Below are 20,581 nucleotides of genomic sequence, written 5' to 3'. Positions count from 1 at the left end.
CACGTGCGCCACCCGATCAGCCGGCCACGTCGGCGAACGGCACCAGAACTGTGCCCCGCTCGTCCGGGCCGTCCCAGAGGACCGCCCGGTCGGGGCGCACCTGCCACTCGACCGGCCGACCGAAGACCGCCGTGAGCTGCGCGACCGGCACGTCCAGCACGGCCACCGCCGCCAGCTTGTCGACCTCACCCGCTGGCTCGAACAACGCGGCGAACGGCGGCACCGCGCGCCACCAGCCCAGCAGATGCCGCCCCGTCGGCGGTCCGTCCCGCAGGAGCGACCGCAGCCGGTCCACCGGCAGCTCCCGGGGACCCGGCCGGTCCAGCCCGAAGACCACCAGGTACGTCGGCAGGTCGTCGGTCGCGTCCGCGAGCAGTGTCGGCAGATCCACCAACTCGGCCGGATGCCGGGTCGCCAGATCGGCCGTCAACGCCTCCGCCAGGACCCGGGCCCCCGGATCCGGAGCCGCCACCAGGAAGCGGGCACTGCCCGGCGCATGGTGAGCCGACGTGCTCCGCGCCGCCGTCGCCAACAGCCCGCCCGCTGCGGTGCCCGACCCCAACACCGCGAGGTTGCGCCCGGCCGCCGGCCCCAACGGCACGGCGACCGTCGACCGGGCCACGTCCACCGCCCGGCCCAGTAGGGCGGCCGGCCCGTGAGCCTGTCCCGCCAGCGCCGCCCGGTGGCGCGGATCGTTGCCCAGCAGTGGGCGGGCGTAACCCGCGAAGACCTTCGGCGGCACCGAACCCGCTGGACGGGCCGCCCACAACTCGTGCCGCAGCTTCTCCACGACCTCCGGATGATCCTGCGGGTCCGGGTGACGGATCAACCTCTCGTGACCCCGGATCGCTCCCCGGGGGCCGCCGAGCCCGCCGGCCGTGTTCACCACCGCACTGCCCACCGGTAGACCGGCCGCCGAGTCGTTGGTCGGCTCCAACACCGGACTCCCACCCGGCAGCGCCACCCGCACCGGGAACTGTCCGAGCACCGAATCCCGATGACCAGCATCCGCGCGCGCACTCAGCCCCAACTCGCCGGCACCCGCCAACACCAGGTGTACGCCGTACGCCCGACCCGCCCGGGCCAGCCCTTCCAACTGGGCGGCCACCTCGGCGGCCAGCCGGTCCCGCTCGGCGAAGAGCAGCGGCACATTGTCCACCACACACACGATCCGGGGCAGCGGTTGGTGCTGACGCAGCTCCGCGAAGCGTTGCCCCCCGGCCCGAGCGCCCGCCTCCGTGCGGCGCTGGACCTCGGCCGACAACTCGTCCAGCAGATCCCGGACGTACTCCCGGTCGGCGGCCATCGCCGCCGCGCGCACCTGCGGAACCCACGACCGGTCCCGCTCGGTCTGCAGAAACTCCACGAAGGACTCGCCGTCGCCGAGATCCGCCAGGTAGAACACCAGGTCGTCCGGGCCGTACCGGGCGGCCAGGCCGAGCAACGCGGTGGTCAGGAACGCCGCCCGGCCCGCCGCGGACCGGCCGCTCACCAACCAGTGCGGGGTCAACTCGGTGAAGCCCAACGGCACCGACCGGCCACCGGCATCGCCGACGGTCGTGGTCAACCCGTCGGCCGAGTCCGATTCCCACAGTCGCTCACCAGTCGGCGGCAGCAGAGCAGCCAACGCCAACCGGGAGCCCGCCTCCACCTGCTCGGCGAGCCGCCGACAGACCGCGTCGACCAGCTCGGCCGGCGGATCCGACTCCACGAAGACCGGCGAGTTCAAACCGCCCGGCGGATCAGCGCCCGGCCCGGCGAACGACGACCCCGGCGGATCGCCGAGCAGCGCGTACGCATTCCGCAACGACAGCGCGGTGGTGTGCGGCAGCGGCGCCCGGGCCGAGTACGGGCCGGCCGGCGGCCAACCCGCCACCACCAGGTGCAGCCCAGCGGCTGGCCCCTGCTCGGCCAACGTCTCGATGCGCGCCAGATCGCTCGGGCCGGTCGACTCCGGAAGCGCGGCCACCACCAGCAACAGCGTCCGATCATGGCGGCGTCGCCCACTCGCCCCCGGCGTCACCCACTGCTCCGCCTCGGTCAGCACCGCGCGCAGACCCACCACGTCCACCGCCGGTGGCGGCATCAGGCCAGCGTCCGCGAGTGCCCCGAACGGCGTCAACGCAGCCCCGGTGGCATCCACAGCGCGAATCAGCAGGGCACCCGCCGGGGCCGCACCCAACAACCGCAGAAGTACGGCCCGAAGCAGCCCCGCGACCCGTGGCTCCCGCGCGTCAGCGTCCACGCTGAGGTGACCGGTGCCGACAAGTGGCACCAACGCGGGGAAACGAGCGTCGTCCAACGGCGCTGCGGTGCCGACCCGAACGAATGGCGGCGGACCGTCACCGGCCGGCGAATCCACGGTGAGTGAGTCCAGCGCAGCACCCGACCAGCCTGGCGCCAGCAAGGCCGCAGCGGTCCGTAACCGGTCGGCCACCTCGTACTGACGGCGCTGATCGGCCGGCGCCGGCCGCGTCTCGTCCAGGATCCCGGCAGCCGCGGTCACGACGGCCGACGCCCGACGGTGCAGGGCTGCGGCGCGGTTCGTGCGAGCCTTCGGACCGGCCACCGCGTCCACCCCCTCTACCCGAGGTTGGCAACCCCTCCCCGAGCAGAGACGGTATCCCAGCCGACGGTCCTCCTCCGGGAGGCGCCTCGGCGCTGCGCCGGTGTTGTCGTGGATCTCACCGGTGGGTAGGGGTCCGTCACGATCCGCTGGATCTGGGGCATTGGCTCCGGAGCGTCCAGCCGATAACGTCAGGAGGTGGAATCAGTGCAGCCCCCCGCCGGTTCCCAGGTCTCCCGCGTACCGGCCCAGCGGACACCGTCCGAGCAGCTGCCGCCCGCCCCGGCAACGCCGGCACCGCAACCGCCACGCCGCCGAACGCGGACGGTGCTCACGGTCGTCGCTGGCGTGCTCGCCCTGCTCTGCCTCGGCGGGGTCGCCACCGCCCTGGTCTGGTACCACCGCGCCTCGACACCCGACCGCAGCACCCCGGATGTGGTGGTGGACAACTATCTGCGCGCGTTCCTCGTCGATCGCAATGACGTCAAAGCGGACCTCTTCACCTGTGAGGGCGAGTCACAGTTGGAGGCGTTACGCGCTCTGCGGGCCGATCTAGTCGAGCGGGAACAACGGTTCGGCACAACGATAACTGTCAGTTGGGGACCTTTGACTGTGCAGACACAGGGCGAGGCAGTTGCTGTCGAGGTTACGTTGATCATCTCGGCTCGGATGGACGGAATAAGCCAGAGTGACCGTCAGTCCTGGCGGTTCGATACGCGATCAAGCGATGGTTGGCGAGTTTGTGGTGGCATGCCAGCCGGCTGACTCACTCGATCCACAAGAGATGAACTGGCACCTCCAGGGTGGTGGGTGACTGGCCGCGCCAGGCCCAGCGGTACCACTCCACCTCAGGTGTGACTCGTACGCAGATGTCTCCTTCAGCGCCCGAGTAGGTCTCGGTGACCGCTCGGAGGTCACGGTGCTCCAGGCCGCCCTCGACGTGCACCACCCGTCGGCCGGTGACCGCGTCCGCTTCGAAGACCGGTGTCGGGGTCCGGTGTGCCGGGCCGTCCAGCGAAACCAAGCGGATGCCCGTGTCCCGGGCCTCGTCCATTGCGGGACGGCTGCCGACGGTCTCCACCCAGACCCGCTCCACCGGCACCAACGGCGCGAACACCTCGACCTGGTCGGCTTCGGCCCGGTACCACTCGTGCTCGGGGATCACCGGCACGTAGGTCCGGGCGCTCTGCACCACCCGGTCGTCGGCGCGCAGGTCGCCGCGCCAACCCATCCCGGGCAGCCCGACCAGCACCCGACGACCGCGTAGCTCGACCCGCTCCGTCGCGGGGACGATGGTCAGCGGTCTCGGCGGCTGCGGTGCCCAGTCCGGCTGGTCGGCGAAGGGGTCAGGTAACGGCCCGGTCATACAGGTGCTGGCCTCACTCGGCGGCGCGCAGCGGGGCACCCCGCTCGCGCATGAACGGAACCGGGTTCACCGCGCCGGACGCGTTTCGGTCGTTGCGCAGGTGCACCTCGAAGTGCAGGTGCGGGCCGGAGGAGTTGCCACTGCTGCCGACCTTGCCGATCACCTGACCGGCTGTCACGATCTGATCCTTTTTGACGAAGGGCTGCACCACCATGTGGCAGTACCGGGTGATGTAGCCGCCGGCGTGCAGCAGGTCGACGAACCAGCCGCAGCCCCCCTTGCCGGGAAATCCGTCCACGTTGCAGTCTTCTCGGCCGCGGTCGTCCTCGTCGCAGGTGGAAACCAACACCCGACCAGTCGCTGCGGCGCGGATCTCGGTGCCCTTGGCCGCGCCAATGTCGACTCCGTTGTGACGGGGTCGACTGGCGGTGCGGAAACCGGAGCCGACTCCGCCAGGGATCGGCGCGGTCCAGCCGGAGGCGGCGATCTGACCGCGTTCGGCCGCGTTGCACACCGCCTTGCCGTTGATCTCGACGGTGCGGGCCGCCCCGCCGGCCAGTGCGTCCACGATCCGACTGGCTACCTCTTCGTGCTTGGCGTACGCGTCCGGGTATGCGCTGATCTGGACTCGCTGCGCGACCACCGTCAATGGTCGTTGTTGCCAGCTCCCCACCTTCACGAGCTTCTCGTAGAACTTGCGGGCCGCGTAGGCGGGGTTCAACCGCTCGGCGACAGTGCCCCATCCCGGTCGCTGCTGGAACAGGCCCAGCGAGTCGTGGTCCGCGCCAACGCCCTCGTGTGGCAGGGCCAGGGATTCGGGTACGCCGCTGTTGGCGAGGTTGCGCAGGGCGGACTCCTGCATCGCGGTGGCGAGGGCGACCACCCAGCCTCGCGATGGCACGCCCATGTCCTGGCCGACCTTGATGATGATCGCGGCATTGCGGACCTGTGTGTCGCCGTACTGGGCGAATCGCGGCAGCTTGCCCCCGATGTTCACCGCTCGGACCGGCCCGCACTCCATGCCTGCCATGGTGTCGCCGTTCTCGGCGTCGTCGCCTCCGAGCCCGGTGAGGAAGAACGCCGCAGTGCCGCCGGTGCAGCAGAGCAGAAGCAGCATCCCGGTGAGCACCGCAGCGACCACCCCGAGCCGGAGGGGGCCGCGGCGGGTCTTGGCGTTACCAACATCGCTCATGGCCGCTCCCAGTCCAGAACGTCGACCAGCCAACCGCCATCGGAGGTGACCAGCTCCAACCGGAGCCCGCCGGCATCAAGGGGTAGCAACATCTCGACGAACGTCTCGGTCCGCTCTCGCATGGTTGGAGGACCGGTGACCTTCTCGGCCGGCACGCTCTCGGGCTCGGCGCCGGTCAACTTCTCCCTCAGCGCCGGCGTGGAAAGTGGCCGCAGACCAGCCTGCCACTCTTCGGTGGTCATCCCGGGGCTGCCCAGCCACGCCTTGGCGAAGCGATCGGCGGTCTGTTCGGGCGTGCGGGCACCGGGCGACGTCACGGGTGACGGCGGAGCCGCGCTGTTGAGCAGGCCGTCGTCGCCGGCCGTCGGGTCCACCGTGATGATCGGCCCATCCGGACGGCTACTCAATCCGTCAGCCGAGTCACCCGGGCTGGAGATCAGCCTGGCCCCCCCGAGCACACCGACGACCACCACCCCGATCACGAGCGCAACGCCCAGCCGGGACCGCAACGCCCGGGTGAAGAGGAATTCCAGCGCCCGTCGCATCAGCGTCACCTTGCCTCTGAGCGCACCCGAGGTCCGGTGCGATCCGGAACACGTTCGGTGGAGCCTGGGCGGTAGACCACGAAGGACGGGTTTTCAGCCGGAACATCTGGCTCGGTCCAGGTCGCCGGCTGTCGACGGCGGGGCTGCGGGGCGGTTGGGCGGGTCCGACCTCTGCCCTCCTCCGCCGGCGCCTCGTCGGGCCGCTCTCGGCCGTCGGGGCGCACCGTGTCTGCGCGCCGGTTCTCGGCCGCAGCTGTCGGCACCGGGGCCGGGTCCTCCCGCCGCGCCTCCGGGCGCAGTCGGGTCTGTTGCGCGTCGGGTGACCGTCGACGTCCGCCCACCGGCTCGGCGGTGCCGCCCGGCTCGGCTACGTCCAGCCGAGCGGCGGTCCGCATGTCGCGGAAGAACCGGCGGTGCCAGGATCCGGCCGAACTGACCGCTTCGCTGCTGTCCTTGCCACCGAGTTGCGTGATCCTCCGGTACGGCCGCAGCAGCAGCCACCCGACCACCCCGCAGAGCCAGACCAGCACCACCTGCAGCCAACCCGGCAGAGCTGGGGTGCTCATGATCAGGTCGACGGCGAACAGGTAGATGGCAGCGCCGGTGCCGAAGATGGCGATGTTGAACACCGCAGCGACCACGGCGTTCGCCAGCCGTCGCAGTCCGGCGCTGGCCGGCCGAAGCAAACCGATGGTGCCCAGGATTGGTGCCGCGATCACCGCCCACCGGAAGATCAAGAAGCCCAGCAGGACCAGCACTGATGCGGTGAGATCGAACATCGCAAACAGCACGGCAGCGAGCACGGCGATGAAACCGGAGCCGATTCGGTCCATGTCGCGGGTGCCCGTCAGGAACTCGTACGCCTCCGGATCCTCGGTCTTGATCTGCTCCGCGACCGTCATCCACTGCTGCTGCTTGGCCTCGATCGTCGCTGGCCGGGTGGCCGGGTTGGCCCGTAGTTTTTCGGCCTCCTCCCAGGAGAATGCCTTGGCGTCGTAGAGGGCAGGGCCATATTTCCGGGCGGTCTCGCTGTCCGCCGAGCCGAGCACTCCGCGCAGCCAATTGCGATAGAGCATCGCCTCGGTGGCAGTGTCGCTGGCCCGAACAGCAGGCGGTCTTTTATCCACACAAGCATCTGGGTTAGGAACGACACATCGATCCGCAGGCGTGTCCCGTGCTGCGGGACCCACCGCGTCGTGAACGACGCCGAGCGAGGTGATCAGGGTGCCGTCGGCGATGTTCGCCGACTTGACAGGCCAGGCTGCCAGCGCGGTGACCGCCACCATCACCAGTAGCGCCCACCCCGCCGTCGTCATCGCATTGCTCATGTCCGACTGGCGGGAGCGCCAGAGCAGGTATAGACCCACCACGCAGAGCGTGATGATCCCGAAGACGCTGAAGACCTTCTGGTAGACCGCCTTGGTGGCCTTCTCTACCAGCGGGTCGGCCCAGTTCCACATCGAGCGGGGATCCCAGGCCCGTTCACGCAGGGCGTTCGAGGCACCCACGACCGCCGTGGCGATCATGAGCTCGCCGTTGGCGACGGTGGTGGTGAACTTGTAGTCCGGATGCAGGATGGTGGAGGCGCACCCACCGTCGACGTCGTACGTGTTGTAGCTATAGCCGCCGTAGCCGTAGTCGCTGTAGATGCCCTTCGGTCCGGGGAGCTTTGACGAATCTGGGCGGGAGGCGAACCATCCAGCCAGGCCGGAGTCCGGGGCTGATGGCACGGGTGGCTTCCGGCAATCGATCTCGGCCTTGCTGACCTGCTTCAGTTTTGCCACGCAGGCGCGGAAGTCGGCTTGCCATTCGGCGGTCGTGCACAGGTCGGCGCGGGCCTGGGCGGTGGGCGGTGCGGCGGCTGCGGCCTCCGCGCCGATCAGCGGCCAGGTGAGGGTGGCCCCGGCCAGTACGCCAAGGGCGAGCAGGAACGAAGCGGTCCTTGCCCAGGCCCTAGCCATGTCACGCCTCCAGATCCGGCAGGGGGATGCTCGGCAGGACTCCGGCCGCCGCGGCGATCGCGGCTGGCGTCGTGTCGAGGTGGTCCAGCAGCCCTTCGACGTACGAGACGTCGACGCGGACCTTCTGCACCCGCCCGTCGACGTCGCGCATCACGAACTCCCGGAAGCCGAGTCGGCTGGACGAGCTGGCGTCGGCGGCGGAGAGCGAGGCGAGGGTGGCCTCGTACCCGTCGTTGACCGGCACCCGCAGCAGTCGTAGCGCTTCGGAGGCGATCTCAGCGTCCTCGGCGATGCGGCCGACGAAGACGGTGGAGACGAGGTTCTGCACGTCGAGGCCGAGGATGTCGCGGGGGTTCTGGGAGGCGACCAGTGCGGCCAGGTTCCACTTGCGGGAGTCGCGGGCGAGCCGGACCAGGAAGGAACGCCCGGACCGCCAGCCTTCCATGAAGTGCGCCTCGTCGAGGCCGACGAGTTTGCGGGATGACATCGAGCCGCCGTAGCAGCGCCGGACGGCGAGCCGGTGCGCGGTGTGCAGCATCGGCAGGGCCAGTGCCTCCTCGGCTGACCAGTACTCGCGTTCGATCTTGAGGTCGGGCAACCGCAGTCCGGCCATGGTGATCACGGTGAGTGCCGCGTCGGCACCGAGCAGCCCTTCCGGCGGTCGGCCGAAGAAGAGCATGGCCAGTGGCATCTCGGCGGTGTCCAGCAGGAGGTTGGCCAGTTCCTTGCCGGCGTCGTCGTCGAGCCGCCCGAGGCAGCTCACCACGTCGTCCAGGGTGGACGTCTCCTCGGCGGGAACCTGGCGGACCGCGTGCCGGAAGAGGGTGGCGGTCGAGGCCTCCCTGGCCACCTGCGGTGGAACGAGCATCATGCAGATGTCCTGGACCAGCATCCGCCGCTCGGCGCGGGCGTTGGAGACGGCGATCTCGAACTCTCGGTCACCGGCGGCCCCGCTGCCGAACTCGGAGCGCAGCGGCGTCGGGATGAGCGAGTAGGGCGCCAGGGTGCCGTGTTCCGAGCCGGTCAGGTTCAACACCCGGGAGTACGGCCGCAGCTCGGGCATCGCGCAGAGGCGGGCCAGTGGGCCGGACGGGTCGAGCAGGGTCACCTGGACACCTCGGCGGGCGGCCAGGTAGCCCAGGGCGCCGAGCAGGGTGGACTTGCCGCCGCCTGGTTCGGCGACGAAGACCGCGAGCCCGGAGCGTTCCCGGACCTCCATGGGGAAGTGCAGGTCGAGGAAGACCGGGCGGCGGCAGGTGCCGGCGGTACGGCCGATCAGGTCGCCCCGCCGGTCGCCCACGTTGGACGCTGCCTGGGGGAGCGCGGCGGCGAGCAGCGGCACCGGCATGCGACGCACGTAGCCGGTGTTGGCGATCGGTTCGCCGGGGATGAACTCGCGGGCCAGCCAGTCCTGGTTCTTCGGGTGCTGCAGCGAGATGCGCAGCTCCCGGGAGTAGAGCTGGATGAGCCGGCGGGCCCGCTCCAGGCATTCCTCCCTGGTCCGGCCGCCGACCGCGATCCGGTGCCAGCCGTGCGCGCGGGCCGAGTCGACCGGGAGGCCGGTGGTCATCTCGTCGCCGATCACCAGGGCGCGCTTGGCCAGTCGTTCCAGTTCCGGGGGCGCGTCGATGCCGTGTTCGGCGTAGTCGAGCTGTTGCGAGCGGATCATCCGCAGCCGGTGTTCCAGGTTACGGAAGGAGTCGCCGGAGCCGAGGATGTCGACGCGGGTGGAGATCTCCATCGGCCAGGGCAGCCGCTCGTGGAAGTGCAGCCACGGCTCGTGTCGCTCGGGGATCTCCAGCGGCTCCATCCGGCCGACGGCGAGCACGGCCACGTGCCGCTCCTCGCCGGTCATCCGGTTGACCAGCTTGACGGTCGAGCCGTACGGGGTGCGGTAGCGCTCGACCTGTTCGGTCATGGCCAGCAGGTCGCCGCGCTCCCAGCGCCCGTCGGTGACGGGGGAGAGGGTGCTCGGCGGCGACATGCACAGCGCCACCGAGCGGTAGAGCAGCCATTCCAGCTCCTGGGCGGTGACCCGTCGGCCGCGCATGCCGAATGCCCCGAGCACCTCGTCGAACTGTTCGACGGTGCGGCCGAGCTTGCGGCGCTCGCCGTCGGCGGTGCCTCGCCCGAAGGTGCGCAGCAGCCGCTCGGTGAGTGAGTCGCCGAGGGAACGCCGGGCGAAGGTGACACCGAGGTAGGTCTGACCCTCGGCGTGGTTGACCGCGATCAGGTGGCGTTGGGCGGCGACCAGGTGGTCGGCCCAGCCGGTGGTGCCGGGGACGTCGGGCAGCGGTGCCGAGGTGTGCGTGTCGATGGTGCGAGCCCACTCGTCGGCGGGGAACGGCCGGGTGGTGCGGCGTAGGTGCAGTCGGAAGCCGGCCAGGCCGGCGTACTGCTCGGAGATGGCCGACAGCAGCGCCTCGCGTTCGGCGTCCGGCCGGAACGCCCAGCGGACCTCGGGAAGCCAGTACCAGGCGGTGACGGTGTTCGGGGTGAAGGTGAGGTGGCCGGCGATCTCGGTGATGGCCAGCTCGACCGACGGATCCCGGTCCCCGAACTTGATCTTCGGAGCGCGTACCCGGGTCGGCTTGATCGGCCGGTCCGGTCGACTCGTTGCGCGTTGCCGGGGTGCGGCGACCTCCTTGCCGGTGCTCCGGGGTCGGTCCGGCTCGGTCGTCCGCCGCGCCGTGCGCTCGAGAGCTGGCCGATCCGCAGATGTGATCATGGCCGGCTGCTCCGGCGGAGCCGTGGACCGGCTGACGGCGGCCGCCGGCTGGGGCTGCGGTTGCGCCGCCGGTCGGGCCGCGGGCGTCGCTGAGGAGCGGCCACCCGGCGCGGTGCTGGCGGGTCGGCGGGCGGGGCCGGCGGTCGCGGACGGGTCGGGCTCATCGGACGGACGCAGCAGCGGCCGTCGATCGCCGGCCTGGTGCGGCACCCGGGACTCGCTGGCCGGGTGGCCGCCGCCGTGTCGTGGTTCGACGGGTCGGCCGTTGCCGCCTGGCTGGTCGGCCGGCGTCCACGGTGGCTCGAGCTCGGGGACCGCGCGAGCGGGTGCCGGGCCGGCGGTTGGTGGCGGCTGGTGCGGGATCGCCGGTTGCTCGCGGGTGCTCGGGCCGGCCGTGACGGCCCGAGCCGTGCCGGGTCGCCCTCCGCCGCCGAAGAGGTCCAGGAAGGGGGAGTCGATGTCGGCGTTCTCGCCGGCCGACACCGCGGTGGGCTCGGCCGGTGGCGTCCGGCGGGGAACCGGCCGGGGTGCCTGGAACACGCCGACGGCGCCGTGGCCGGGTGATGTCACCAGCGCGGGGTCGAGGGCCACCTCGTCCTCGTCCTCGGTGTAGTCGAACGAGTGCGCACGGTGACCAACTGGTGCGCTCGGGCGGCCGGCCGGGGAGCCCGGCGTGGAGGAGCGGCTCATGCGATCGCCTCGGCGGCTGTCGGCAGACCCAGGTCCGCGTCCTGCGACGGGCCGTTCGACATACGTCCGGTCATGCCAGTTCCTCCCGAATCCTGATCCGGCTGCCGACCAGACGCGGATCGCGCTGCTCGACCGCCGGCTCCCGGGTGCGTCGCCAGTCGGTCAGCGCGGTGCGGATGACCACCCGCGCCGGCCGATCGGGGTCGACGTGCCGGAAGATGAACGACGTGGTCACGATGGCGAGCGCGATCTCCCAGGCGGGGAAGAGCTCGACCGTCAACGTGAACAGCCAGTGGATGAACATGTAGAGGGGGACCAGCAGCATGAAGAGCCCGTACTGGGCGTAGGGCAGGTGGACCGGAAGGGTGTAACCGGGCGGCCCGAGGTAGACCAGGCGGGCCCGGTAGATGTCGTCGTCGGTGCGGAGCCGCATCTGGTGAACGCGCCTATTCGAAGATCAGGTCGATCAGGTAATCGCCGACGAAGAAGAGTGTTGCCGCGCCCGCTATGAAGGCGAGCCCGACGATGGCGATCGCGGAGCTGGTCAGCACCTTGGAGATCTCGCCTCGGCTGGCACGGCCGATGAAGATGACGCCCAGGACGGCGAGCAGGATCGGCGCGATCTTGCTGGCGAAGAAGGTGACGACACCGTTGGTGTCGATCCCCTTCGGTGCCGGCTCCGCGAGTGGAGTCGACGCCAGGGTGGAGAGCGCGTGGGCGACGCCGGACGACGCCGTCTCCATGAGCTCGTAGGCGATCACTGGAACCTCCCCATAGCGCGGCCGGCGGTGCCGCGGCGGTGCAATAGGCAAGCCTGGCGGGAAAAGTGCTCCACAGGGCATGGCGTTCTTGACCCTGTGTTCGTTACTCACCACGGAGGGTGGCGAGGTTTGGGCGGATTTCCCCCGCTTCGGCCCTCCCTCCAAGCTTCGCCATCTCGATGCTGGCCAATTCCAAAGCGTACGGCCCGCCCCGGATTGCGACAAGCCGCGAAGGGACTGCCCGATACTGCCCGGATGACCGATCGTACACCTGTTCTAACCGGCACGTCAGGGGTGGTGGTGCGGAGCCCACCCGGGCCGCCGGGTGCCGTCGCCGCGACCGGTACCGTCTAGTCGTGACCGATCTGGTGCGGGCTTCGGGCCCGGTGGTGATGGGCGTCCTCAACGTCACACCGGACTCCTTCTCCGACGGCGGACGGTACGCCGACCTGGACGCCGCCGTCGGACACGGCGTCCGTCTACGGGACGCCGGAGCGCACCTGGTCGACATCGGTGGCGAGTCGACCCGTCCGGGCGCGGCTCGGATCGACGCCGAGACCGAGGCCGAGCGGGTGTTGCCGGTCATTCGCGAGCTGGCCGCCGCCGGTGTGGCGGTCAGCGTCGACACCAGCCGCGCGCGGGTCGCGGAGGCCGCCCTGGCCGCCGGCGCAACGGTGGTCAACGACGTCTCCGGTGGCCTGGCCGACCCGGACATGGCCCGGGTGGTCCGCGACGCGGGCTGCCCCTGGGTGCTGATGCACTGGCGCGGGCACTCCCGTGCGATGCGCGATCTGGCCACCTACACGGACGTGGTGGCCGACGTGCGGGCCGAACTGTCCCAACGGATCGACACGGCGCTGGCCGCCGGGGTGGCCGCCGACCGCCTCGTCGTCGACCCCGGACTCGGCTTCGCCAAGACGGCCGCGCACAACTGGGAGCTCAGCGCCCGCCTGCCGGAGTTGCTCGATCTCGGCTACCCGCTGCTCTTCGGGGCGAGCCGCAAGTCGTACCTCGGTGGGTTGCTCGCCGCCGCGGACGGCACGCCGCGACCGACCGCCCAGCGGGAGGCGGCCACCGTGGCCACCAGTGTGCTGGCGATCGCCGCGGGAGCCTGGGGCGTCCGCGTGCACGACGTGCGGGCCACCGCCGACGCGCTGGCCGTCTGGGCGGCGACCGGCAGCCCCCGCCTGGCCGTGCCGCCCCAGGACAGGAAGCTGACGCAGGACGATCACGAGCATGGGGTACGGCGATGACGACGGACCGGATCCAGCTGACCGGCCTGCGGGCGCGCGGCCGGCACGGGGTGTACGACTTCGAACGCGCTCAGGGGCAGGACTTCGTGGTCGACGCCGTCCTGGAGCTGGACCTCGGCCCGGCCGCCGCCAGTGACGACGTTGCCGCCACAGTGCACTACGGTGAGCTGGCCGAACGCCTGGTCGCGGTGGTGACCGGCGAGCCGGTCAACCTGATCGAGACCCTGGCGGACCGGCTCCTCGCGGTCTGCCTGGCAGACGTTCGGGTCGACGCCGCGACCGTCACCGTGCACAAGCCGGAGGCGCCGGTGCCGCACACCTTCACCGATGTGGCCGTCACCATGACCCGGACGCGTAACCGGTGACCCGGGCGGTTCTCTCGCTCGGCAGCAACCTGGGCGACCGCCTGGAGCACCTGCGTACGGCCGTCGCCACCCTCGGCGACACGGTGCTCGTGCTCTCCGGGGTGTACGAGACTCCACCGTGGGGCGACACCGATCAGCCCGCGTACCTCAACGCGGTGGTGCTCGTGCAGGACGAGAGCGCGACCCCGCGCGACTGGCTGGAGCGGGCCCGCGACGCGGAGCGCGCGGCCGGACGGGTCCGTGACCCGCAGCGGCGGTTCGGGCCGCGCACCCTCGACGTGGACGTGATCGCGGTCTGGGGCGACGACGACGAGCCGGTGCTCAGCGACGAGGAGGAGTTGACCCTGCCGCACCCCCGGGCGCACCTGCGCGCCTTCGTGCTGCGCCCGTGGATCGACATCCAGCCGTACGGTCGGCTGCCCGGTCACGGCTGGCTGACCGACCTGCTGACCACCGGCCCTGCCGCGGACGGGGCGTTGGAACTGCGTCCCCGGCCGGAGTTGGCGTTAGAGTCGACGGCATGACCGAGCGGAACCGGCCGGCATGACGCAGGCGAAGCCCCCACCCCGCGGGTCGGGCCCGGACGGGTCGCGGATGGGACCCACCCGGATCTCGACCCTGGTCGTGGCCGGCCTGGCTGCGGCGGCGGTGGCCTGGCTGCTGATCAGCACCCTCTACTACAGCGGGATTCCCCGGCTGCCCTGGCTGCCGGTGGTGACGCTGGCCGGGCTCGCCGTGCTGGAGGCGTACGCCGCGATCAACACCCGGGGCCGGATCGAGCGCAAACCGGGTCGGGAGCCGGTCAATCCGCTGCTGGTCGCCCGCTTCGTGGTGCTGGCCAAGGCGTCGGCGCTGGCCGCCGCGATCTTTGCGGGCTTCTACGCGGGGCTCACCGGCTGGCTCTTCGTGGAGACCACCCGCGCCGCCCTGGACGATCGACCGGCCGCCGGCGGAGGCCTGCTCGCCTCACTGGCGCTGGTCGGCGCCGCGCTCTGGTTGGAGCGCTCCTGCCGGGTGCCGGAACGCCCGGACGACGAGCGCGAGCAGGACCCCCGGGAGAGCCGCCCCGGCCAGCGCTGAGCAGGGGGTTACGCCCGGCTGCGGTCGCGGGTACGGTGCCTTGCGATCGGGGAGCAAGGGCCGCCCAGGGTCCGTCCGTGCGCCGGACTGGGGACGGCCGGCCACTGGGGAGGCGGCGTCATGGGTTACGAAGAAGCGGGCCGGGACCGGTCGGCCGAACCCTCGTCCGGGGTGCCGGCCGCCGTCCTGGACAACGTCTTCGACGATCCCACCCACGGTGAGCCCGGCCGGGATCGGATCGGCGTACACCTGGGGTGGGAGCTGCTGCTGCTGGCCGGGCTGGCCGCCGTGAGCTGGCTGCTCTGGCGGGAGGACCCGGCCGCCGTGCGCGACGGCAACCTGCGCACGCTGCTGATCGACGCGGTCGGGCTGGGGCTGCTCGCAGTGGCCGCAGGGCTGAGCCTGCGGACGGCCGCGCCGAACCTGGCCGTCGGCCCGGTCGCGGTGGCCGCCGCCCTGCACTACGCCGAGCAGGGTGACCGGGGCCTGGCCGCGTCGCTCGGCCCGGCCGTGGCGGTGGCCGCGGTGGGCGGGCTGGCGCTGGCGCTGGCCGTGGTGGTGCTGCACGTGCCCGGCTGGGCGGCCAGCCTGGCCGGTGCCGCCGCCGTGGTGGTGTTCATCGAGCGCCGATCGGCGCCCGTGCTGGTGCAGGGCGACTACGACCCCAGCGGCAGCGCCGGTTACCTGTTCGCCGGGTTCGCCGCGGTGGCCGTCCTGGGTGGGCTGTTCGGCGCGATCCGGGCGATCCGCCGGCTCGTCGGTCGATACCGACCGATCGCCGACCCGGCCCGTCGGCGGGGCGCGGTGGCCGCCGCGGTGACCGCCGCCGCGCTCGTCGTCTCCACGGTGCTGGCCGCACTGGCCGGCGTGCTGCTCGCCGCCAACGACCCCGGGCCGGTAGCGCCCACCTCGGGCCTGGACTGGACGGTGCTGGCCATCGGCGTGGCCCTGCTCGCCGGCACCAGCGCGTACGGTCGCCGGGGCGGCGTGTTCGGCACGCTGTTGGCGGTTGGCCTGGTCACCGTCTTCCAGGTGTACGCGCCGGAGCGCGGCTGGACGTTGAGCAACTGGGTGATCGGTGGGGCCGCGCTCGGCGTCGGGCTGCTGGCCACCCGGCTGGTCGAGACGCTCGGGCGGCCCCGACCGGGCAGGCCTGAGCGGCCCGAGCCGGTCAGCGACGGCACGATCAGCTCGGGCTGGACCACACCGCAGCCGCAGTCCGTCGACAACTGGCCTCCCACGCTGCCGACCCAGGCCGCACCGCAGCCGATCGACCCGTGGCGGGATCCGCGGTGGGAGGACGGCCCGCGCCGGTGGGACACCGACGAGCGGTGAGCCGCGCCGCGTCCGCCGAGCCGGAGCTGATCTCGACCGTTAGGCTCGGCGACATGACCGACTCACCTGCCGCCACCCCGGGCGGAACCACGTTCGAGGAGCTTGACGCGCTGTCCACCGAGGAGTTGCGGGAGCGGGCGTTCGCCCGAGCCCGGGACCATCGGGACGTGGGCTTCTTCTGGTCGGTGCTCCGCCACCTGCCGAACGCGGACGAGGCAACGGTGCTGGATGGTGCCCCGAACTCGATCGGCCCGACGATCGACGAGGCCAACGCGCTGTGGCGGGAGCTGACCGGTCACGGCTACGAGGAGTCGGCGCCGCTGCTGCGGGCCGCCTTCATCGACTACCTGATGAAGCACTGAGCCGCTCGGGGCAGCCCAGGTCCGCCCGAGCCACCGGTTCGGGGCCTGGGCGCATCGCGTCGTTCGTCCACCGTTCCGGCCCGGTCAGCCGCTACGGCACGGCCGCCGGCACCGGCGCGCTCGCCGTGTTGCTGCTGGTCGGCATCTGCGGGAGTCCGGCGTACACCGGCTGGGCCGTCACCCTGACCGACCCGGAGTCGGCCGGGGCCTTCTACGCCCGCCTGCTCGCCTGGCCGGCCTGGCGGCTCGACGCGGACGGGCAGGCCGGCGGGTTGTTCGCCGCCGACCTGCGAGCCGTGCTGCTGGTGGTCCTCGCGGTGGCGCTGCTCTACCTGTTGCCCGCCGCCCAGATCGCCCGGGTGCCCGGCCCGGTCAGCCAGTTCTTCTCCGGCTGGGCCGCGTACGTGCTGGCTGGCGGGCTGGCCGGGGTGTTGGCGGCGCTGCTCGGGCCGACACCGTCACTGCTGGGGGCCCTTCAGGACGCCAGCGCCGGCGCCGGCTACGGCTTCCTGACCGGGTGGATCATCGGCATCGCCAGCCTCGGCCATCGCGCCTGACCCCACCTCGGAGGTCGCGCCTGACCCACCTCGGCCGACGCGCCTGACCGCACCGTGGTGGGGCCAGGCGCGACGGTCGTACGTGCGCCGGGGTCAGCTCGTCGGGCGGCCGAGGTCGAGGAGGCGCTGCCGGCTGAGCGCGCCCACCGGCCGGCCGGCGTCGGTCACGAGGAGCCGGTCCCGGCCCGAGGTGAGCAGGACCGCCAACGCGTCGTACGCCGAGGCATCCACGGCGACGGTGGGCAGGTCCGGTGCGGCGTCCTCGGGCACCGGCTCCAGCGCCTCCCGGTCGAGCGGGGTGACCGCCAACCGGCGGATGCCCCGGTCGGCGCCGACGAACTCGCGTACGAACGCGGTGGCGGGTGCGCCGAGCAGCGCGGCGGGGGTGTCGTACTGCTCCAGGTGCCCGCCCTCGGAGAGGACGGCGATCCGGTCACCGAGTCGGACGGCCTCGTCGAGGTCGTGGGTGACCAGCACGATCGTCTTGCGTACCTCGGCCTGGAGGCGCAGAAACTCCTCCTGGAGGCGGGCCCGGACGATCGGGTCGACGGCCGAGAACGGCTCGTCCATCAACAGCACCACCGGGTCGGCGGCGAGCGCCCGGGCCACCCCGACCCGCTGGCGTTGGCCACCCGACAGCTCGTGCGGATAGCGACCGCCGAACTCGGCCGGGTCCAGCCCGACCAGGTCGAGCAGTTCGTCGACCCGGGCCCGGGTCTGGCCCTTGGGCCAGCGAAGCAGGCCCGGCACGGTGGCCACGTTGGCCCGCACGGTCTGGTGTGGAAAGAGGCCGACGTTCTGAATCACGTATCCGATGCGACGGCGCAGTCGCACCGGGTCGACGTTCGTGACGTCCTCGTCGCCGAGCGTGATGCGACCGGCGGTCGGTTCGATGAGGCGATTGATCATCCGCAGCACCGTCGACTTGCCGCAGCCGGACGGGCCGATCAGCACCACCAACTCGCCGGCCCGGACCTCCAGGCTGAGGTCCCGGACAGCCTCGGTGCCATTCGGGTAGCGTTTCTGGATGCCCTCCAGGGAGATCGACGCCGCGCGAGGGGATTGGGCCACGCCGGCAGCCTCCGGGGTAACGTCCACGTATGTCCTTCCGCCTGAGCTACCGGGCCGACCCGGGTAACCCCTGGTTCTCCTGGCAGTACGTGCGGGACAACTCTGACACGATCCTCGCCGCGGTGCGCGAACACGCCTCCCTCACCGGGCGAGCGGTGTTGATCGCGGTGCTGATCGCCCTGCCGTTGTCCGTGCTGGCGTACTGGGTCCGTCCGCTCGCCGGTCCGATCCTCGCTGTCAGCGGGGTGGTCTACACCATCCCGTCGTTGGCGCTCTTCGCGTTCATCGCCCCCTACCTGGGCACCGGTGCGACCACGGTGCTGGTCGGGCTGGTCCTCTATGCGCTGCTGCTGATCGTGCGCAACGTGGTGGCCGGCCTCAACCAGGTGCCCCCGGAGGTTCGCGAGGCCGCCGAGGGCATGGGTTACGGCCGCTGGCGGCGGCTGTTCCGGATCGACCTCCCGCTGGCGTTGCCGGGCATCGTGACCGGCGTACGGCTGGCGACCGTCTCGACGGTGGCGTTGGTCACGGTCGGGGTGCTGGTCGGGCACGGCGGGCTCGGGCAGCTCATCTTCGCGGGCTTCCAGAACAACCTCTACAAGGCCGAGATCATGACGGCCGCACTGCTCTGCGTGGCGCTCGCGGTCGTGCTCGACCTGTTGCTCATCCTGGTCGCCCGACTGGTGACCCCCTGGTCCACCCGGAGGACACGGTGACCGTCGCGGAGAACCCGATCGGTCAGGCCGTCACCTGGATCAACGACCCACTGAACTGGACCAACCCCGGTGGCATGTTGGACCGGCTCGGCGAGCACTTGACGATCTCCGCCCTGGCCGTGGCGCTCGGCTGCCTGGTGGCCTGGCCGCTCGGGCTCTGGTTGGGGCACCTCGGTCGAGGTGGTGGCCTCGTGGTGCTGATCTCCAATGCCACCCTGGCCATCCCCACCCTGGCGTTGCTGACCATCCTCCCGGTGGTCTTCGCCAGCGGCTTCGGGAAGACACCGGTCGTGGTGGCGCTCGCCGTCTTCGCCGTGCCACCGCTGCTGGCCAACGCGTACACCGGGGTGCGGCAGGTGGACCCGGAGGCCCGCGACGCGGCCCGGGGGATGGGCCTGTCCGGCGGGCAGCTGTTGCGCCGGGTGGAGTTGCCGCTCGCGGTGCCCTATCTGGCGGCCGGCTTCCGCACCGCGGCGGTCCAGGTGATCGCGACCGCGGCGCTGGCCTCCTTCGTCAACGGCGGGGGCCTGGGCCAGATCATCCGGACCGGCTTCGGCATCGGTATCGCGGCCGGCGGCGGGCAGATCCTCGCCGGTGGTGTGCTGGTGGCCGGGCTCGCGCTGCTGGCCGAGGTGGTCCTCGGCGGTGTCGAACGGTTGGTCACCCCCAAGCCGCTGCGGCGTGGGCGGCAGCGCCTCGGGCGACCCCGGGCCGCCGACGCCACCGGGAGCGCCTGACCCGTCCGGGTGAGCCCGCGTCGAGCTGGCGACCCACAGCCGTCAGTTCGGTGACGATGGGGTGACGAAGTCCATCTCAAGTTGTCGGTCGGTTCCGGAGCATGTTGGGTGGACATTCGCGGGCGGCCGACAGTCAGGATCGCCCGTCGGACACGCGGCCGGCCCGGGACGGGCCGCGCCGGGACACGGAAGGCGGGCACATGCGCGCACGTACACGTCTGGCGATCGGGGCGGTCAGCGCCGTCGCCGGGGCAGCACTGCTCACCGGCTGCGGTGACGCCGGCTCGTCCGGCACCGACGCACCCCAGACGAGCGCCTCCGGCGCCGGGTGCGCCCCGGTCGCCGGCCAGCAGCTGATCGCTCTGCAGGACGACAAGAAGCTCCAGAACTCCGACAACGTCATTCCCGCGGTCAACAGCAAGGCGGCCAACCCGCAGCTGATCGCCGCACTGGACAAGGTCTCCGCCGCCCTCGACACCCCGAAGCTGATCCAGCTCAACAAGGCCGTCAACGAGGACCGCAAGACCCCCAAGGTGGCGGCGGAGGAGTTCGCCAGCGCGAACAACCTCACCGCGGGCATCGCGAAGGGCCCGGGTGGCGACATCACCGTGGGCGCGGGCAACTTCGCCGAGAGCCAGATCCTGGGCGAGCTGTACCGGATCGCGCTCGGCGCCGCCGGCTACCAGGTCAAGGTTCAGCAGATCGGCAACCGGGAGCTCTACGCGCCGGCTCTGGAGAAGGGCGAGATCCAGGTCGTCCCGGAGTACGCGGCGACGATGGCCGAGTTCCTCAACACCAAGGCCAACGGTCCGAACGCCCAGCCGATCTCCTCGCCGGACGTCAACACGACGGTGACCGCGTTGAAGACCGAGGGCGACAAGGCGGGCCTCACCTTCGGCACCCCGGCCGCCGCACAGGACCAGAACGCCTTCGCGGTGACCCAGGCCTTCGCCGACAAGTACGGCGTGCGGACCCTCTCCGAGTTGGCGGCGAAGTGCTCCGGCAGCGCGACGGTGCTGGGTGGCCCGCCGGAGTGCGAGCAGCGTCCGTTCTGCAAGCCGGGCCTGGAGAAGACCTACGGCCTGTCGGTCGGCAAGTTCTCCTCCCTGGACCAGGGTGGGCCGCTGACCAAGAGCGGGCTCCGCGACGGCTCGATCAGCGTGGGTCTGATCTTCTCCTCGGACGGCGCCTTCGCCACCAGCTGAGCCCTTTCCGTAGGTGTCGAGGACGCCCCCGCCCGACCGGGCGGGGGCGTCCTCGCGTCCCGGGGACCCCGTTCCCTCTGCCGGACATCGT

Annotated in this window: 20 protein-coding genes; 11 read left to right on the top strand and 9 right to left on the bottom strand. The window is 71.7% G+C overall.

Going from position 1 to position 20,581, the window contains the following annotated elements; all coding sequences use genetic code 11:
* Window positions 1-16: 16 nt before the first annotated feature.
* Entirely contained in the window at window positions 17-2,578 is a 2,562-nt protein-coding gene (locus ACZ6NZ_RS16150) for an FtsK/SpoIIIE domain-containing protein (protein WP_465858785.1), read from the bottom strand.
* Between the two features lie 195 nt (window positions 2,579-2,773).
* Here ACZ6NZ_RS16150 and ACZ6NZ_RS16145 point away from each other — a divergent pair, with 195 nt between their 5' ends.
* Window positions 2,774-3,331 carry a hypothetical protein gene (locus tag ACZ6NZ_RS16145; RefSeq protein ID WP_465858884.1) on the top strand — a complete coding sequence of 186 codons (558 nt, stop codon included), beginning with the start codon at window positions 2,774-2,776 and terminating at the stop codon, window positions 3,329-3,331.
* A 1-nt stretch (window position 3,332) separates the two neighbouring features.
* Here ACZ6NZ_RS16145 and ACZ6NZ_RS16140 read toward each other — a convergent pair whose 3' ends face one another.
* From ACZ6NZ_RS16140 to ACZ6NZ_RS16110, 7 genes are all read right to left on the bottom strand, one after another.
* Window positions 3,333-3,932 carry a hypothetical protein gene (locus tag ACZ6NZ_RS16140; protein ID WP_465858784.1) on the bottom strand — a complete coding sequence of 200 codons (600 nt, stop codon included), beginning with the start codon at window positions 3,930-3,932 and terminating at the stop codon, window positions 3,333-3,335.
* A gap of 13 nt (window positions 3,933-3,945) precedes the next feature.
* Complete coding sequence (locus ACZ6NZ_RS16135) at window positions 3,946-5,124, bottom strand: M23 family metallopeptidase (protein WP_465858783.1); 1,179 nt, start codon at window positions 5,122-5,124, stop codon at window positions 3,946-3,948.
* A complete protein-coding gene (locus tag ACZ6NZ_RS16130) occupies window positions 5,121-5,678 on the bottom strand; it encodes a hypothetical protein (protein ID WP_465858782.1) in 558 nt (185 codons plus the stop codon). Before ACZ6NZ_RS16130 ends, ACZ6NZ_RS16135 begins: the two co-directional genes overlap by 4 nt.
* Window positions 5,675-7,630 (bottom strand): MFS transporter, encoded by a 1,956-nt coding sequence (locus ACZ6NZ_RS16125; RefSeq protein ID WP_465858781.1) that lies wholly within the window; start codon window positions 7,628-7,630, stop codon window positions 5,675-5,677. Before ACZ6NZ_RS16125 ends, ACZ6NZ_RS16130 begins: the two co-directional genes overlap by 4 nt.
* A gap of 1 nt (window position 7,631) precedes the next feature.
* Complete coding sequence (locus ACZ6NZ_RS16120; protein WP_465858780.1) at window positions 7,632-11,048, bottom strand: ATP-binding protein; 3,417 nt, start codon at window positions 11,046-11,048, stop codon at window positions 7,632-7,634.
* 70 nt (window positions 11,049-11,118) lie between these two features.
* Window positions 11,119-11,481, bottom strand: a complete 363-nt coding sequence (locus ACZ6NZ_RS16115) for a hypothetical protein (protein ID WP_053654782.1) — start codon at window positions 11,479-11,481, stop codon at window positions 11,119-11,121.
* Between the two features lie 13 nt (window positions 11,482-11,494).
* Window positions 11,495-11,809 (bottom strand): hypothetical protein, encoded by a 315-nt coding sequence (locus ACZ6NZ_RS16110; RefSeq protein WP_357202093.1) that lies wholly within the window; start codon window positions 11,807-11,809, stop codon window positions 11,495-11,497.
* 356 nt (window positions 11,810-12,165) lie between these two features.
* On the opposite strand from ACZ6NZ_RS16110, the gene folP reads away from it, so the two are divergent.
* The 7 genes from folP to ACZ6NZ_RS16075 all read left to right on the top strand — a co-directional run bounded on the left by folP (window position 12,166) and on the right by ACZ6NZ_RS16075 (window position 16,761).
* Window positions 12,166-13,062 carry a dihydropteroate synthase gene (gene folP / locus ACZ6NZ_RS16105; protein WP_465858779.1) on the top strand — a complete coding sequence of 299 codons (897 nt, stop codon included), beginning with the start codon at window positions 12,166-12,168 and terminating at the stop codon, window positions 13,060-13,062.
* Window positions 13,059-13,427, top strand: a complete 369-nt coding sequence (folB, locus tag ACZ6NZ_RS16100) for a dihydroneopterin aldolase (protein ID WP_465858778.1) — start codon at window positions 13,059-13,061, stop codon at window positions 13,425-13,427. The genes folP and folB overlap by 4 nt, the downstream gene beginning before the upstream one ends.
* The gene (gene folK / locus ACZ6NZ_RS16095) at window positions 13,424-13,951 is read left to right on the top strand and encodes a 2-amino-4-hydroxy-6-hydroxymethyldihydropteridine diphosphokinase (RefSeq protein ID WP_465858777.1); all 528 of its coding nucleotides are present in this window, start codon (window positions 13,424-13,426) and stop codon (window positions 13,949-13,951) included. The genes folB and folK overlap by 4 nt, the downstream gene beginning before the upstream one ends.
* Before the next feature lie 19 nt (window positions 13,952-13,970).
* Window positions 13,971-14,507, top strand: coding sequence for a DUF3180 domain-containing protein (locus ACZ6NZ_RS16090; protein WP_238667218.1), 537 nt, complete (start codon window positions 13,971-13,973; stop codon window positions 14,505-14,507).
* Window positions 14,508-14,627: 120 nt separating this feature from the next.
* Window positions 14,628-15,842: an ABC transporter permease gene (locus ACZ6NZ_RS16085; protein ID WP_465858776.1), complete on the top strand. Its 1,215-nt coding sequence runs from the start codon at window positions 14,628-14,630 to the stop codon at window positions 15,840-15,842.
* Between the two features lie 53 nt (window positions 15,843-15,895).
* Complete coding sequence (locus ACZ6NZ_RS16080) at window positions 15,896-16,204, top strand: hypothetical protein (protein WP_366612215.1); 309 nt, start codon at window positions 15,896-15,898, stop codon at window positions 16,202-16,204.
* Between the two features lie 125 nt (window positions 16,205-16,329).
* Window positions 16,330-16,761 (top strand): hypothetical protein, encoded by a 432-nt coding sequence (locus tag ACZ6NZ_RS16075; RefSeq protein ID WP_465858775.1) that lies wholly within the window; start codon window positions 16,330-16,332, stop codon window positions 16,759-16,761.
* Window positions 16,762-16,854: 93 nt separating this feature from the next.
* On the opposite strand, the gene ACZ6NZ_RS16070 is transcribed toward ACZ6NZ_RS16075, so the two are convergent.
* Window positions 16,855-17,859 carry an ABC transporter ATP-binding protein gene (locus ACZ6NZ_RS16070; RefSeq protein WP_465858774.1) on the bottom strand — a complete coding sequence of 335 codons (1,005 nt, stop codon included), beginning with the start codon at window positions 17,857-17,859 and terminating at the stop codon, window positions 16,855-16,857.
* 2 nt (window positions 17,860-17,861) lie between these two features.
* Here ACZ6NZ_RS16070 and ACZ6NZ_RS16065 point away from each other — a divergent pair, with 2 nt between their 5' ends.
* From ACZ6NZ_RS16065 to ACZ6NZ_RS16055, 3 genes are all read left to right on the top strand, one after another.
* Window positions 17,862-18,548, top strand: a complete 687-nt coding sequence (locus ACZ6NZ_RS16065; protein ID WP_465858773.1) for an ABC transporter permease — start codon at window positions 17,862-17,864, stop codon at window positions 18,546-18,548.
* Window positions 18,545-19,285, top strand: coding sequence for an ABC transporter permease (locus tag ACZ6NZ_RS16060; protein WP_465858772.1), 741 nt, complete (start codon window positions 18,545-18,547; stop codon window positions 19,283-19,285). The genes ACZ6NZ_RS16065 and ACZ6NZ_RS16060 overlap by 4 nt, the downstream gene beginning before the upstream one ends.
* A gap of 200 nt (window positions 19,286-19,485) precedes the next feature.
* The gene (locus tag ACZ6NZ_RS16055; protein WP_366612207.1) at window positions 19,486-20,490 is read left to right on the top strand and encodes a glycine betaine ABC transporter substrate-binding protein; all 1,005 of its coding nucleotides are present in this window, start codon (window positions 19,486-19,488) and stop codon (window positions 20,488-20,490) included.
* Window positions 20,491-20,581 lie beyond the last annotated feature (91 nt).

It is taken from the genome of Micromonospora sp. NPDC047756 (genome assembly GCF_055587245.1).
Note: the sequence above shows the minus strand (reverse complement) of the source record. Positions and strands in the feature narration are given on the sequence as shown.